This window comes from Pseudomonas sp. Y3 TE3536, assembly GCF_053629175.1.
Genome location: NZ_JBRJHU010000001.1, coordinates 6,106,246 through 6,120,282, shown reverse-complemented (window position 1 = coordinate 6,120,282; position 14,037 = coordinate 6,106,246). Strand labels below are relative to the sequence as shown.

At 64.8% G+C, this 14,037-nt stretch carries 13 protein-coding genes and 1 pseudogene; 2 read left to right on the top strand and 12 right to left on the bottom strand.

Annotation, left to right across the window (positions count from 1 at the left end; translation table 11 throughout):
* Positions 1 to 30: 30 nt before the first annotated feature.
* From AB7M33_RS27380 to AB7M33_RS27350, 7 genes are all read right to left on the bottom strand, one after another.
* Positions 31 to 1,368: an MFS transporter gene (locus AB7M33_RS27380; RefSeq protein WP_099453534.1), complete on the bottom strand. Its 1,338-nt coding sequence runs from the start codon at positions 1,366 to 1,368 to the stop codon at positions 31 to 33.
* Positions 1,369 to 1,516: 148 nt separating this feature from the next.
* Positions 1,517 to 2,287 (bottom strand): hypothetical protein, encoded by a 771-nt coding sequence (locus AB7M33_RS27375; RefSeq protein WP_454244125.1) that lies wholly within the window; start codon positions 2,285 to 2,287, stop codon positions 1,517 to 1,519.
* Between the two features lie 117 nt (positions 2,288 to 2,404).
* A complete protein-coding gene (locus AB7M33_RS27370; protein WP_454244124.1) occupies positions 2,405 to 4,555 on the bottom strand; it encodes a TonB-dependent receptor in 2,151 nt (716 codons plus the stop codon).
* 66 nt (positions 4,556 to 4,621) lie between these two features.
* Positions 4,622 to 5,029 (bottom strand): DUF2946 family protein, encoded by a 408-nt coding sequence (locus tag AB7M33_RS27365; protein ID WP_085273260.1) that lies wholly within the window; start codon positions 5,027 to 5,029, stop codon positions 4,622 to 4,624.
* An 81-nt stretch (positions 5,030 to 5,110) separates the two neighbouring features.
* On the bottom strand, positions 5,111 to 5,887 hold the full coding sequence (locus tag AB7M33_RS27360) for a ParA family protein (RefSeq protein WP_027593844.1): 777 nt from the start codon (positions 5,885 to 5,887) through the stop codon (positions 5,111 to 5,113).
* A 128-nt stretch (positions 5,888 to 6,015) separates the two neighbouring features.
* Positions 6,016 to 7,599 (bottom strand): sensor domain-containing diguanylate cyclase, encoded by a 1,584-nt coding sequence (locus AB7M33_RS27355; protein ID WP_454244123.1) that lies wholly within the window; start codon positions 7,597 to 7,599, stop codon positions 6,016 to 6,018.
* An 87-nt stretch (positions 7,600 to 7,686) separates the two neighbouring features.
* Entirely contained in the window at positions 7,687 to 8,166 is a 480-nt protein-coding gene (locus tag AB7M33_RS27350; protein ID WP_454244122.1) for a hypothetical protein, read from the bottom strand.
* A gap of 128 nt (positions 8,167 to 8,294) precedes the next feature.
* On the opposite strand from AB7M33_RS27350, the gene AB7M33_RS27345 reads away from it, so the two are divergent.
* Both AB7M33_RS27345 and AB7M33_RS27340 read left to right on the top strand, forming a co-directional pair.
* Entirely contained in the window at positions 8,295 to 8,792 is a 498-nt protein-coding gene (locus AB7M33_RS27345; RefSeq protein WP_238217784.1) for a GNAT family N-acetyltransferase, read from the top strand.
* Positions 8,793 to 8,924: 132 nt separating this feature from the next.
* Positions 8,925 to 9,248, top strand: a complete 324-nt coding sequence (locus AB7M33_RS27340) for a hypothetical protein (protein WP_027593840.1) — start codon at positions 8,925 to 8,927, stop codon at positions 9,246 to 9,248.
* Between the two features lie 66 nt (positions 9,249 to 9,314).
* Here AB7M33_RS27340 and AB7M33_RS27335 read toward each other — a convergent pair whose 3' ends face one another.
* The 5 genes and pseudogenes from AB7M33_RS27335 to AB7M33_RS27315 all read right to left on the bottom strand — a co-directional run bounded on the left by AB7M33_RS27335 (position 9,315) and on the right by AB7M33_RS27315 (position 13,913).
* Complete coding sequence (locus tag AB7M33_RS27335) at positions 9,315 to 10,652, bottom strand: OprD family porin (protein WP_085273265.1); 1,338 nt, start codon at positions 10,650 to 10,652, stop codon at positions 9,315 to 9,317.
* Positions 10,649 to 11,083, bottom strand: coding sequence for a pseudoazurin (locus AB7M33_RS27330; protein WP_099453542.1), 435 nt, complete (start codon positions 11,081 to 11,083; stop codon positions 10,649 to 10,651). Before AB7M33_RS27330 ends, AB7M33_RS27335 begins: the two co-directional genes overlap by 4 nt.
* A 17-nt stretch (positions 11,084 to 11,100) precedes the next feature.
* Positions 11,101 to 11,880: an ABC transporter ATP-binding protein gene (locus AB7M33_RS27325; protein ID WP_408981372.1), complete on the bottom strand. Its 780-nt coding sequence runs from the start codon at positions 11,878 to 11,880 to the stop codon at positions 11,101 to 11,103.
* A 5-nt stretch (positions 11,881 to 11,885) separates the two neighbouring features.
* Positions 11,886 to 12,903: pseudogene (locus AB7M33_RS27320) on the bottom strand (FecCD family ABC transporter permease).
* Positions 12,903 to 13,913, bottom strand: a complete 1,011-nt coding sequence (locus AB7M33_RS27315) for an ABC transporter substrate-binding protein (protein WP_454244121.1) — start codon at positions 13,911 to 13,913, stop codon at positions 12,903 to 12,905. The pseudogene AB7M33_RS27320 and the gene AB7M33_RS27315 overlap by 1 nt, the downstream one beginning before the upstream one ends.
* Between the last annotated feature and the right edge of the window lie 124 nt (positions 13,914 to 14,037).

Here is a 14,037-nt window from a genome sequence, read left to right as displayed (position 1 = left end):
ATGCCGGGGCTGCAAAGCAGCCCCAAAATCTCAAACGCTGCTCCGCACCCCAGGCCGCACGCTATCGACGCCGGCCTCATCATGCAACGAAATGCGCGACGTCTCCGGCAATGCCAACCCTCCCACCAGCGCCACCAGCGCAATCACCACCAGGTAAAACGCCGGTGCCAGGCTGCTGCCGGTTTGCCCGATCAACCAGGTCGCCACCAACGGCGCAGTGCCACCGAACAGCGTATAGGCCACGTTGTAGGTAATCGCCGACGCGGTATAGCGGGTCCGTGTCGGGAAGCTTTCCGACAGCAATGCCGCAGTCACCACGCCGCTGCACAGCGCGCCCACGGCCAGCAGAATCACCCCCAGCAGCGCCCCGGACAGTGAGCCGGAACTGGCCAGCCAATACGCCGGGAACACACAGACCATCACCCACAGGCAGGTGAAACCAATGGTCTTGCGCCGCCCCACCCGGTCAGAAAACGCCCCGGCCAACGGGCAGCCGACGGCAGCGAACAACAACGCCACCGTGGTTACCAGCAGCGACTGCGCACGGGTGAGGTTGCCGACCAGTTGCAGGTAGGTGGCAAAGTAGGTGGTGAACATATAGAACGACAGCGCCGTCAGCGAGATGAACGCACCCAGGTTGCGGATGGCCCGGCCATGGTTGCGCAAGGTCTCCTTGAGCGGCGAGTGCTCGTGTTCTTTGCCCTGGGCCACGGCTTCGCGGAACGCCGGGGTTTCTTCCATGCGCCAGCGCAAGTACAGGCCCACCAGGCCCAACGGGGCGGCGATCAGGAAAGGCACGCGCCAGCCCCAGGCGTTCATCGCCTCGGCCGTCAGGTTCGCTTCCAGGCCGTAGGCGATCACCGCCGCGCAGGCAAAGGCAGAAAAGGTCGAGACCGGCACGAAGCTGCCGTAGAACGCGCGCTTGTCGTTGGGCGCATGCTCCATCAGGTAGGCGCAGGCACCGGCGTACTCGCCACCCGCCGAGAAGCCTTGCAGGCAACGGGCCAGGGTCAACAGCACAGGGGCCGCCAGGCCAATGCTGGCATAGGTCGGCAGCAAGCCGATCAAGGTGGTGGAGCCGGCCATCAGCAGGATGGTCAGCGACAGGATGCGCTTGCGCCCCAGGCGGTCACCCAGTGCGCCGAACACGATACCGCCGAGCGGGCGCAGGGCAAATGCCACGGCAAACACGGCGAAGGTCTTGAGCAAAGCCACGCTGGCATCTTCACTGGCGAAGAACTGGCTGGCAATCAGCGTGGCGAGAAAGCCATAGACGGCAAAGTCGAACCACTCGACGAAGTTGCCGATGGCAGAGGCGGCGATCACCCGGCGCAGGGTGGCGGGGGATACCTCATGAGGTGCGGACATGTGGGAGCTCTCCGGTTTCCATTGGCAGCCTGAATGAACGTGACGCGGTCGGGCCGCGTCATCATTGTTGTGCTTGCCAGTAGATCGGTGAGCGCCTGCGGGGGCTTCGTCGAGGGCGACACTGGGATGTCTGTTTCAACCAGGCAGGCTACTGCCGGCCAACCTTCCACGGGGCGTAGTCGAGTTCGCTGTAGCCTTCGGCTGTGCCTTGCTCATTGGTGCTGAAGCCCGGCATCGTGCTCAGGTCGAGCTTCATGCAACGGCTGTTGAGCTGCGCCTGCAGGTTGCCGTCCAGGCGGAAGGCCGCTTCACGCAGGCGGGTTGGGGAAAGCTGCACCAGGCAACCCTCGACCTTGCCTTGGGCATTGGCCTGGTAGAACACCGTCGCCTTGCCGATGCTGGTGACCGGCTGATCGCGCAGCAGCTGTTGCCAGAAGTACTCGCGCTGGGCGTTGGCGCGTTGGCGCGCACTGCCGGGGGCCTGGATAGACGCGGGCAGCTGGACGATGATCGGTGCGCGTACGTCGAGCGTTGCCTCGCCGCCGAACAGCGACGCAGGCACGACCGGGTAAATGGTCTTCCAGCACAGTGCCTCGACCAGGTTGGCCAACGCCTGATGGTTGGAGGGCATGACGTCGGCGGGCAGCAGCGCGCCGTATTTGAACGGGGCCTTGCTGGCCTTGCAGGCGACTGGGGCGCTGTGCCGGTCGAAGGTGACCTGCAGGGTGACGGCGCCCAGCTGCTCGCCAGTTGGGGCCAGGGCAATGCTGCGCTCCAAGGCGCGCTGCATCTCGACAGTGAAGGTTTTGAACGCCTGCGCATCGGCGGCTGCCTGAGTGTCCGTGGGCGGGGACGCTTGGCAGCCAGCCAGGGCAATCAGAGCCGCGCTCAGGAGCGCGGGGGGCAGAGTTTTGAACACGTAAACTTCCTTGCTGAAACGGTAGCCGGGTGTCTTCGTGAGCCGGCGGGTCATGAACGTGGCAGCTTATCACTGGCAGCGCTGCCACGGGATAACCCCCGTGGCAGCGCTGTTCGATCAGAAGCGCATGTCCAGCGCCACCTCGAAGGTACGCGGAGCACCCATGTAGTACTGGGAGCTGTAGGCCTGCTTGGCATACACCTCGTCGGTCAGGTTGCGCACCCGCCCGGTCACTGTGGTGTGCTCATCCAGCCGGTAGCGGGCGAAGGCACCGAACAGCGTGTAGGCCGGTGCCTTTAGGGTATTGGCATTGTCGGCATACACCGAGCCCACGTAGCGCCCATCGACCCCCGCCGACCACGCGGACGTGAAGCTGTAGGTCAGCCACAGGTTAGCGACGCTGGCCGGTACGTTGACCGGCGTATTGCCCTTGCGTGACACCGATACCCCGTTGACCGCTTCGTTGAACGTGTCGTACTGCGCATCGACGTAGGCGTAGTTGGCCTCGGCCAGCAGTTTCGGCGTGACCTGCAGCCGCCCTGACAGCTCGACGCCGCGCGAGGTCTGCTGCCCGGCCTGCACCGTCTGGTTGGCATCGTTGGAGTCACGCACGGCAAAGTCCTTGCGCACGATCTGGTACAGCGCCAGCGTGGCGGCGCCGCGGCCGTCGAGGAAGTCGAACTTGCTGCCGACCTCCCATTGCTCGCCCTTGGAAAGGTCGAACAGGCCGACGTTGGAGTAGGTCGCCGCTGCCAGTGAGCCGGCTGGCAGATCGGCCGAGCTGCTGTACTGCGCGTACACACTGGCACTGGGCGTCAGCGCGTAGGTCAGGCCGATGCGCCCGGAAAGCGGCTCCCAGCGGCGCTCGAAAAACGCCGGCGAGGTGGGCGAGACCGTTCCGTAGTTGGTCACTTGCATGTCCAGGTAGTCATAGCGCAGGGCCGTCAGCAAGGCCAGGCGATCGGTCAGTTGCAGGCGGTTTTCGGCAAACACCGCGCGGTTGGTGACTTCGTGACGACGCTGCTTGGTCAGGCCGGCATTCACCCCGGGGATGTCGTCGAAACTGCCAGGGTCGAAATGGTCGGGGTCGACGACGTCGCTCCAACTGCTCGACGTCGGGTAAAGGGTCTGGCGCATGCGCGAGTATTCCAGCCCTAGCGACCATTGGCTGGCGAAGCCGAACAGTGTGTTGTCATGGCGCAACTCGATGCGATCGCCCAACAGGTTCTGGTCGTGGCTTTGCAGGTAGGGGCTGCTGCGCTGCACATTGCCATTGGCGGTGTAGCTGTAGCGTTCAACGTTGCGGTAGTCGCGCTGGGCGTTGTAGTGGTACAGCGTGTTCTGCACGCTGGTGCTGTCGCTGAGCTGGTAGTCGAGGATCGAACGCAGCCAGCGTACCCGCTGCTCGTAGCGGCCGTCCGCGACGTTGTAGTTTTCGAAGCGGCGGCTTTTGTCGATCTTCATCGTGCTGCGGCCCGGCAGGATCGGCGAACCCCAGTACGGGCTGTCTTCGCGGTCTTCCTGGTACTCCAGCGCCAGGGTGTGGGTGAGGTTGGGCGCCAGGTCGCTGAGTACCGAAAACGCGAGGCTGTCGGTTTTGCGCTGGTTACGGTCGATGTAGCCGTTGCCCTGGCCCCGGCTGAAGTCCAGGCGCATGAAGTGGCGGGCGTCGGCGGGGTTGCTGGCCAGCGCCTGATTGATGCCGAAGGCCACTTCTGAGTCATCGAAACTGCCGTAGCGCAGGCGGCCGTCGATGATCTGCTGATCGCGGCTGGCAAGCTTGGTGATGTAGTTGATCGAGCCGCCCACGGCCCCCGCGCCATGCAGGAAAGAGGACGGCCCGCCGATCAGTTCGACCCGGTCCAGTACCCAGGCATCCACGGGCCGGGTGGCACTGCTGTAGCCCAGGTTGATGCCGTTGTAGAGCTGGGTGACCTGGTTCTGGGTGAAGCCCCGGTAGGCGACGAAGCCGCCATAACCGGGGTTGGCCGAGGCGTTGACGCCGGTCATGGCGTTGATCACGTCCTGGCTGTCCTTGGCGCCGTGCGCCTCGATCAGGCGGCGGTCCGAGACACTGACCGACGCCGGGGTTTCCCGTGCGGTGAGGCCCAGGCGCGAACCGGTTTGGATCGGCTCGTCCAGTTGCACACCGGAGGGGGCGTCGCGTTCGCCATCGATGGTGGTGGCGTTGAGTTCAACCGGGGCAGTGTCGGCCCAGGCGAAGGTGCAAGTGCCCATGAGGAGCACCAGGGAGGTCTTGCGGATCATGTTGTCGTGTCTTCCACGCAAAAGTCATGGCTGACCGCGAGCGCGCACAGGCGCACCCGCTTGAGGTCAGGCGAACAGAAGGGCTGCGGGAAGCGCGGCGGGGGAGGCGCGGGGGTTGAGGGCAGGGCGCAAGTAGCGCGGCGGCGGTTGTGCCCAGCTGCGCACGACAATGGGCGAGGTGGCCCCGGACTGGGGCGGCAGGAACGCCCAGCCGGTGTGGGCAAGCGGCACTGCCAGGCCGAACGAGGAGCACACGGGGCAGTCGAGCTGAGCCATGTGCTGGTCGCCACCGGCGTTGTCCAGGTTGATGGCCGGGCCGTGGTCACTGCTGATCGAACAGAAACCACCCTCGAGGCCCGCCAGGCGCAGGCCACTCATCTGGCCGTGATGCAGGCCGCACAGCAATAGGCTGAACAGGACGCTGGCATAAAGCGTCCAGGCGGTCAGCGTGCGGGTCTGCCGGGTGGTTTTCATGGCGGCGAATCTATCACCCGAATGCGTGATCGGGTAGCCCTGGTGACGCAAAATGCTGGGGTGCAAAGCACCCCGCTTGGCTCAGGCCGCGCGCTCCAGCACGTCCAGTAGGTCGGCAAACTCCAACGCCAGCTTGTGCCGCGGCGCCATGTGTACCAGCGGCACCGACGCCTGGTGCGACTCGCGCATCTTGATCGAGCTGCTCAGGTACACCGGCAGCACCGGAACCCCTTCACCGCGCAACTGATCGACCAGTGTCTGGTGCAGTGCCGTGCGCCCGGCGAACTGGTTGACGACCACGCCCTCCACCTGCAGCGCTGGGTTGTGGTCCTGGCGCAGCTCCTCCACTTCGGCCATGACGCTGTGCAGCGCATGGCGCGAGAAGCTGTCGCAGTCGAATGGAATCAACAGGCGTTCGGCGGCCACCAGGGCGCTGAAGGTGTAGAAGTTCAGCGCCGGCGGCGTGTCGATGTAGATCCGCTCGTAGTCTTCGGCCAATTCCACCAGCAGCTTGCGCAGCTTGTTGATCTTGAACTTGCTCTCCAGCTTGCTTTGCAGGTCGCTGAGGTCGGGGCTGGCGGTGATCAGGTGCAGGTTGCTGTAGCGGGTTTCGGTAATCGCCACACGGGGCTTTTTGCCATGCGCGGTGGCGGATGACAAGGTCTGGCGGAAGAAGTCGGCAATGCCCGAGGGGATGGCGTCATTGACCAGGCCGGTCAGGTAGTAGGTGGCATTGGCCTGCGGGTCGAGGTCGACGAGCAAGGTCCGATAGCCTTCAGCGGCACTGGCGGCAGCCAGGTTGCAGGCGATGCTCGACTTGCCGACGCCACCTTTCTGATTGAAAACCACACGACGCATGAGACGCTCATCCATGAAGAGTGAAAATGTCAGGTTGGGGTCAATCCTATGACTGAAACACGACAGTTTTATGACAAGGCTTGTAACAACTTTTGCGAAGGGTCTGGCCGTGACGGTCTGCGCGGGTTTCAGGGCTGAACTCGCGCGACACACACCCGATTGCGCCCATTCTGTTTGGCCGCGTACAGCGCCCGGTCTGCCTCGCTCAATGCATCGCCAGGCTCGCTGCCGGTGCCGCCCGGCCAATGCGCAACCCCCAGCGAAATCGTCACCGCGCCCACGGGTTCCACCGGCGTATCCTGCACCGTTACCCGTAGCCGTTCTGCCACTGCTGCCGCAACCGCCAGGCTTGCCCCCGGCAGCAGCATGAGAAACTCCTCGCCCCCGGTGCGGCAAAGCAGGTCGCCCTCTCGGCAACAGCGGCGCATCAGCTCGGCCAGCCGCTGCAGTACCTGATCGCCCACCTCATGCCCATGGCCATCGTTTACCCGCTTGAAATGGTCGATATCGAGCACGATGGCCGAAAAAGGCCGTCCTTCGGCCTGTAGCAACGACAGGCTGAATTCCAGGTTGCGGCGGTTACCCAGCCCGGTCAGTGGGTCGGTTTGGGCATCGTGGTTCAGCCGGCCGATGCGCTCCTGAAGCAGGTTGAACCCAAATAGCAGGGCACGCTTGAGCTCGGCCGCCTCGAAGTACCAAGCCGGCACCCGATGCAGGCGCTCGGCGGTGCCTGCGCGGTCCATCGACCTGGCCCCGGCCGCCAATTGCCAGAGTGGCCGAGCGATGGTCATCGCCAGCCACCACAGCACCAGGCTGCCCACCAGCGCCAGCGGCGCCGAGGTGCCGATAACGTTGAGCACAAGGTGGCTCAAGGGCGCCACGGTCTGCGCCAGCGGCTGCTGCGCCACCACACCCCAGCCAGCGCTCGGCACCGTGGCAAACCCTGCCAGCATTTCCACGCCCTGGCTGTTGGTCAGCTGGCGGGTGCCGCTGTCCAGGGTCGCCAGTTGATCGATCAGCGGGTTGCCTTCCACCACCGTGCCCACTCGCTGGTTGTCCGGGTGGTAGAGCAGGCGGCGGTTGCGGTCGACCACATAGAGGTACGAGCCGTCCTTGTAGAAGTGCTCGCCCAGCAGGCTGTTGAGGATGTTGCGCTCGCGCAGGTACAGGCTGCCACCGACGTAGCCCAGGTAACGCCCAGTGGCATCGAAGATCGGCTGCGACAGTGCCACCACCAGGTTGTTGGCGGTGGACAGGTAGGGCGTCGACACCAGCGCCTTGCGCCCTTGCAAGGCCTCCTGAACCCCGGGCGACTGCACCTTGGTATTGAGGTAGTGGCGCAATGAGGCAGGGGAGATTGCCCGCAGGATCCCGTCGGCATCGACCACGAACGTCGAGTTGAAGGCCAGGCCCTGGTGCAGCACGCGGTCGGTCTCCGCCTGCAGCGCGGCGGCATCAGCCAACTGGTGGGCTTGTACGCCGGCACTGAACGACAACTGCTGCAAGGCACTGGCGATGAAGGTCTCGGTGATCGACGCCAGCTTCGCCGCATACACCCGGTTGGCCTCCAGGGCGTGGTCGATCAGCAACTGACGCTGAACCCGGTAGCTGGCGAAATAACTGGCGCACAGCATCAGCAGCGCGGTGAGGGCGCAGAGAATCAGAATGAGCGAGCGTAAATCCAGGCGCAATCCGTGCTTGGGGTGTGGCAATCCTGACCTCACTGGTACGAAAAGGGAGTAACCCTGCTGCTTGTAGGTGTAGTGCGTTATTGTCGCCGCGGCGGTGCGTTACGTCGATCAGGAACCTGCTCTTTCCAGCTCAGCCAGCTCATCTTCGACCTGCTGCATGCGCTGCTCGGCCAATGCCTGCACCTGGGTGTCGCGGGCGGTTTCGCGCATCAGCGCGGTCAGTTTTTCGCTCAGGCGCTTGCCGGCCTCAGTCTCTTCAAGTGCGCGGGCCTTGGCCGGGTCCTGCATGGCTTCGACGATGCTGGCGAATTCAGCGTCGCTGAAATTCTTTTCGCTGTAGAGCTTGAACAAGTCCTGGCGCTGGTCTTCGACCGTCAGGTGTTTGCGCAGCACCTCACGGATGCGCGCCTCGGGCACCTGCGGGTGGGCTGGGGCCAGCAACGATGCCATGCGGTCGATGTTGTGCTCATAGGCGTCCTGCAGCGGCAGCTTGGCCAGGATCTGCGCTTCGCGGGAGGGTTGCTGGTCGCAGGCGGCGAGGGCGGTGATCAGCAGCAGGGGCAGTAGCAACGTCTGGAGGCGGGGCATGGGGTGGCCTGGTTGGGCGGTCTAGGCCTGCGATTATACCGGGGTCTTGATCGCGATGAGCCCAGAATTTGCCATGGGCGGCGCGCTGGGGTAGAACCTTTGCCCTCGACTCATTGCCTGTAGCCCACATGCCGAACTGGATCATCCAACCCGTCCCGCGTGACGCCATCGACGAGGTGGTCGTTTTTGTCGACAGCGCCCGCCGCGAACTTTTCCCGCAGCTTGCCGACGCACCATTGCCCCCTGACTTGGCTCGCTTCGCCGAGACTTACCTGGACGGCGAAGGCGTGTTTCTCGAAGCCCGCGATCAGGGCCGTTTGGTGGCCGTGATCGGCTATGTGCCCTATGACCATCGCTTCGCACAACTCGACTATCAGCGGGTGTGCGTGGTCGAGGTGGTGCGCTTGTTCGTGTTGCCGGCCTATCGACGCCATGGCCTCGCCGCCGCCTTGTTCGCCGCCTTGCGCGGTGCGGCCGAACAGGCGGGTGTCGAATGCCTGTACCTGCACACCCACCCGTTCCTCCCGGGCGCGATTGCCTTCTGGGAACGCCAGGGGTTCGCGGTGATCGATGTGGAGCAGGACCCCGTCTGGCAGACCACCCATATGCAGCTGACGCTGGCATGACGTCGCCGTAATCGGTCAGAAACCGCCTACAGCTGTTGTTGTGGCGTGTTCAACGCGTTCATTTCCATAACGCATCTGCTTGCTTACCGTCTCCCTCAAGGCTTACCCAACGCCCCCAAGGGAGACTCACCGATGCCACACATGGCCCTGTACAAGCTCAAGCTGCTGGACGAATTCGAAGACTGCAGAGACCCGTGGTCGTTCGGCCACTTCGAAAACAGGCTGATGGATTTGTGGCGGGGTGCCACGCGCCACGACGCCAAGGGCATCATCAATGCGGCGCACAAGGAAGGGCGTTGGCCCAATACCGTGAAGCGGTACCTGCTGACCAACTACAAGGCGTTCGGCAATGTCAGCGCAGAATTGGAGCAGACGTTTATGGAAGTGCTTGCTGCGATGACCTCGCAGGAAAAAGCCGAATGGGGCTTGCAGCCGCTATCCGCTGCAGCGTCTTGAACCGGGGGGCTGCTGCGCAGCCCGTCACCGGCACGTTGGTGCGAAGCCTGGGTCCCTGAACGATGATCAGAACCCGCCGCCCAGCGGCCATTCGACCGCCAGGCGGATCTGGTCACCATCCAGCTCCGCCTGCGCCGTGTTCCCCCGGTGCGCGTTATGCCGTACCGAGAACGTGGTGCCCTTGGCCTTGCCACTCTGCACCACATAGCGCGCTTCCAGGTCGCGCTCCCAGTGCTTGCCACCCTTGCCATACCCCAGGTACGCATAGCCGCCGGTGGGGTCGACATGCGTGCCATCGATATCGAACCCGCGCACGTACAGCGCCGTCAGGTTCAACCCGGGCACACCGTAGGCGCCCATGTTCAGGTCATAGCGCGCCTGCCATGACTTCTCGTTCGGTGCATTGAAGTCCGACATCTGCACGGCGTTGGCGATATAGATCGCGCCCCGCGTCACATAGTCGAACGGTGTATTGCCGTCTACCTGCTGCCAGCCCAGGCTGAACCCGTGCGGCCCCTGGTTGTAACGCGACACCAGGCTCCAGGTGGTGTTGTCGATGCGCCCGGACAGCGCCTTGCCGGTGTCGGTGGTGCGGTACAGGTTGAGGTCCAGGCTCAAGCTGCGCCGGTCATCCAGTGCGTGGGTCAGGGTGCTGCCCAGGTAGTGCTGGTTCCAGCTGTCCTCGTAGCGCGAGGTATACAAGCTACCGCTGAAGGCCGCGCCGGGGTTCCAGACCACGCCGGCCAGGTCGAAGGCATTGCCCTGGCGGCCATTGGAATAGTTCACCACGAACCCTTGATCGTGGCTTGAAGCGTTGCGATCCGCGTTTTCATTGAAGTGGCCGGCCACCAGCCGAAGCGTGTCGATCTCGTTGCTGGTGAGGAAAAACCCCGTCGCGGTCTCGGGCAGCAAGCGGCTGTCGGACGAACTGAAGACCGGGGTTTTCACCCGCTGCTCGCCGTACGACAGCACCGTGTTCGACACCCGCATCTTCAAGGCTGCGCCTGCTCGGCTGTATTCGTTTTTCGGGTGCCCGTCGTTGTCGATGCCCAGCAAGCGCGCCTTGCCGGCACGGCCACCGCCGCTGTCGAGCTGTACGCCCAGATAAGCGTGGGCATCGACACCGACGCCGATCAGGCCTTGGGTAAAGCCAGACTGCAAGGTGCCCATCAAACCGTAGGCCCATTCCTCAGCTTTGCCGCTACGTTCGTCGCGTGGCTTGTAGGCATTGCGCGCACTGCTGTTGCGCCCGCCATGCTTGTAGTCGCGCTGGTCGAACACGCTGCGGTTGAGGATGCTCCAGCTGGCGTCTTCTACCAAACCGTTGCTCTGGGACTGAGCGGAGTCAGCCAATGCGAGCGGGGTAAGCCCGAGCAGAGGCAGGGCCAGCAACAGCCGGCTCATTGCCCGGCCCCCAGCTTCTGCAGTTGCGCTTCGAAGCGGGTTTTCGCCCGTGCAGGCAGGCTGGCAGGCACTGTGGCCGGCGCCGCGTCACCCACCTGGATAACCATCACCATGCCCATCGCCAGGTGCGGAATGCACTGGATACCGTACATGCCGGGTACGCTGAAGGTGTGCTCGTAGGGCTGGTTGAGCTTGCTCTTGAACGCCTCAGCGCCCTGCGGCAGCAACCCCGGCACACTGGCTGCGTTGTGCCCACTCATGGTCGGCACAAAGCGCACGGTATCGCCGGGTGCGATGCGCAAGTGGTCCGGCTCGTAGACCATCGCGCCCTGCGTACCGCGGTTGAGCATCTTCACTTCATGCACGTCTGCCAGCGCGGCAGGGGCAAACAGGGTGCTGGCGAGCAGCAGGGCGACAGGGCGCAACAGCATGGTGGGAACTTCCTGGTTCAGGGGGCGCGAAAACGCAGAATGCGTGCGCCGTCGAAGGGGTCGGTAAGGTAGTGGGCGTGTACGCCGAAGGTGCTCAGCAGGCGCTCTGGGGTGAGGACGTCGAGCGGCTTGCCGAGGGCGACCAGGCAGCCTTTGTCGAGCACCGCGAGGCGGTCGCAGGTCAGCGCCTGGTTGAGGTCATGCAGGGCCACCAGCGTGGTAACCGGCAGCCCCTGCACCTGTTGCAGCAGGCTCAGCTGGTGCTGGATGTCCAGGTGGTTGGTCGGCTCGTCGAGCAACAGCACCTGGGGGCGTTGCGCCAGGGCGCGGGCAATGTGCACGCGTTGGCGTTCACCACCTGAAAGCGAATGCCAAAGCCGCGTGCGCAGGTGCAGGGCATCCAGGTCGGCCAGGGCCTGCTCGACGATGGCGCGGTCTGCTTTGCTGAACGGCGCCAGGGCTGACAGCCAGGGCGTGCGGCCCAGGGCAACGGCGTCGTACACGCTGATGGCGTCAGCGGTATCCGCCTGCTGTTCGACCAGCGCCAGGGCCTGGGCGATGCGCCGGCGTGGCAACTGCGTGAGCGGCTCGCCCAGCAGCTCGACACGGCCACTGTCAGGCTTGCGCAGGCCCGCTAGCAGCTTGAGCAAAGACGACTTGCCCGAGCCGTTAGGGCCGACGATGCCCAGCGTTTCGCCGGGGATAACGGTTAGCTCGATGTCGCGCAGTACAGGGTTGCCGCCCAACTGCAGCCCTAAGCCCTGGCAGGCCAGGGGGGCAATCTTCACGTTGGCCATGACGGTCATGGGCGCCCCCTTCTGCTGACCAGAATCAGCGCGAACACTGGCGCGCCGATCAGCGCGGTCACCACGCCCACCGGGATCACCTGGCCGGGGATCAGCGTGCGCGACAAGATATCGGCGCTGATCAGAAACAGTGCGCCGCCCAGCGCACTGGCCGGCAGCAGGCGGCTATGCCCGGGCCCCAGCAGCAGGCGCAGGGCGTGGGGGATGACCAGCCCGACAAAACCGATGGCGCCGACGATGGACACCATCACCGCCGTCACCAGCGCGGCACAACTGATCAGCAACAACTGGGTGCGTCGCACCGGGATCCCCAGCGACGCGGCCGAGTCGGCGCCGAAGGTAAAGGCATCCAGCGCGCGGCGGATGCCACAGGCACACCACCAGCCCGAACAGTGCCACGGGCAGGGCCAGCCACACGGACGGCCAGCGCACGCCACTGAGGTTGCCCAGCAGCCAGAACAGAATGCCGCGCGCCTGCTCGGCGGTGGCCGACTTGGTGATGAGGAACGCGGTCAGCGCAGTGAACAGTTGCGAGCCAGCGATGCCGGCGAGTATCACCTGGGCGTTGTTGTTGCTCGGCCCAGCGGCGCGGGCCAGCACCAGCACCAGCGCAAATGCCGCCAGCGCGCCGATGAAGGCGCCCCCGGACATGCTCAGGGCGACGCTGCCCAGCCCCAGCAGGCCGACCATCACCGCGCCGGTCGAGGCACCGGCCGACAACCCCAACAGGTAGGGCTCGGCCAGCGGGTTGCGCAGCAGCGCCTGCAGGATCACGCCACACGTGGCCAGCCCGGCGCCACAGGCGGCGGCGACCAGGGTGCGGGTCAGGCGGTAGTTCCAGACGATACCGGCATCGATCGGGTCGACCGGGTAACCGGCCTGCCACAGGTGATTGGCCAGCACTTGGTAGACCACGTTCGGCGCCAGGTTGCTCTCGCCGATCGCCGTGCCGGCCACCAGCGCGACACACAGGGCTGCCAGGGCCAGGGCGCTGTAGGGCAACAGGCGGCTCATCACTGGGCTGCTTTACCGCTGGCGAACGCCGTCGACAGCGTCTGCAGGCCACGGAACAGGCGGATGCCGGCCTGCATGGCGTCGGCGTCAAGGACGATGATGCGGTCGTTCTTCACCGCGTCCATGTTGCGGGTAACCGGGTCGTTGCGCAGGAATTCGAGTTTTTTCTGGTAGTCGTCTGCCGGGAAGCGGCGACGGTCCATGCGGGCGATGATCAACCAGGTCGGGTTGGCCTTGGCCAGGGTTTCCCAGCCCACGGTCGGCCATTCTTCGGTGGACTCCACCACATTGCGCACCCCCAGGGTACGCAGCATGAAGTCAGCCACCCCTTGGCGGCCGGCGACGTAGGGGTCGATATCCAAGTCGGCGCTAGAGAACCAGAACAGCGCCGAGGTGTTCGACAAATCCTTGCCAGCCAAGTGCGCCTTGGCGCTGTCCAGGCGGCTCTTGAGGTCGGCGTTCAACGCGGTGCCGCGGTCTTGCACGTCGAAGATTTCGGCCAGCTGGTTGACGCTCTTGTAGATGCTCTCGACCTGGAACGCCTGCAGGCGGGTGCCGTCGGCGCCCACCAGGTTGTCCTTGCCTTCGCAGTCCGACGGCAGCAGGTAGGTCGGGATCTTCAGCTCGTCGAACTGCTCGCGGGTGCCGACCACGCCTTGTGCGCCGACCATCCATTCAAACTGTACGGCCACCAGTTGCGGACGCTTGCCGACCACCGCCTCGAAACTGGGGTCGTTGTCGGCCAGGCGCTCGACCTTGTCGTTCAGCGCCTTGTACTCGGGCAGCACGTTGTTGAACCACAGCGAGGTACCGGCCAGCTTGTCGCCCAGCCCCAGTGCGTAGAGCATCTCGGTGCCGGCCTGGCCAATGGTCACTGCACGCTCGGGCGCGTGGGCGAAGGTCTGCGGCATGCCGCAGTTGTCGACCGTGAGTGGGTAGTGGGTGGCGGCAGCCTGGGCCAGGCTGGTGAGGCTGAGGCCGGCGATCAAAGCGGCAAGACGAGGCAGCATGAGGGGACGATCTCCTATCGAAGGGTTCACGGAATGAACGCATGGACAGGCATCGCCGAGCCCCGTGCACGCGGCAGGGGGCAGCACCCAGAAAAGGGTGGAGATGGCCATCCCGGACACCCCG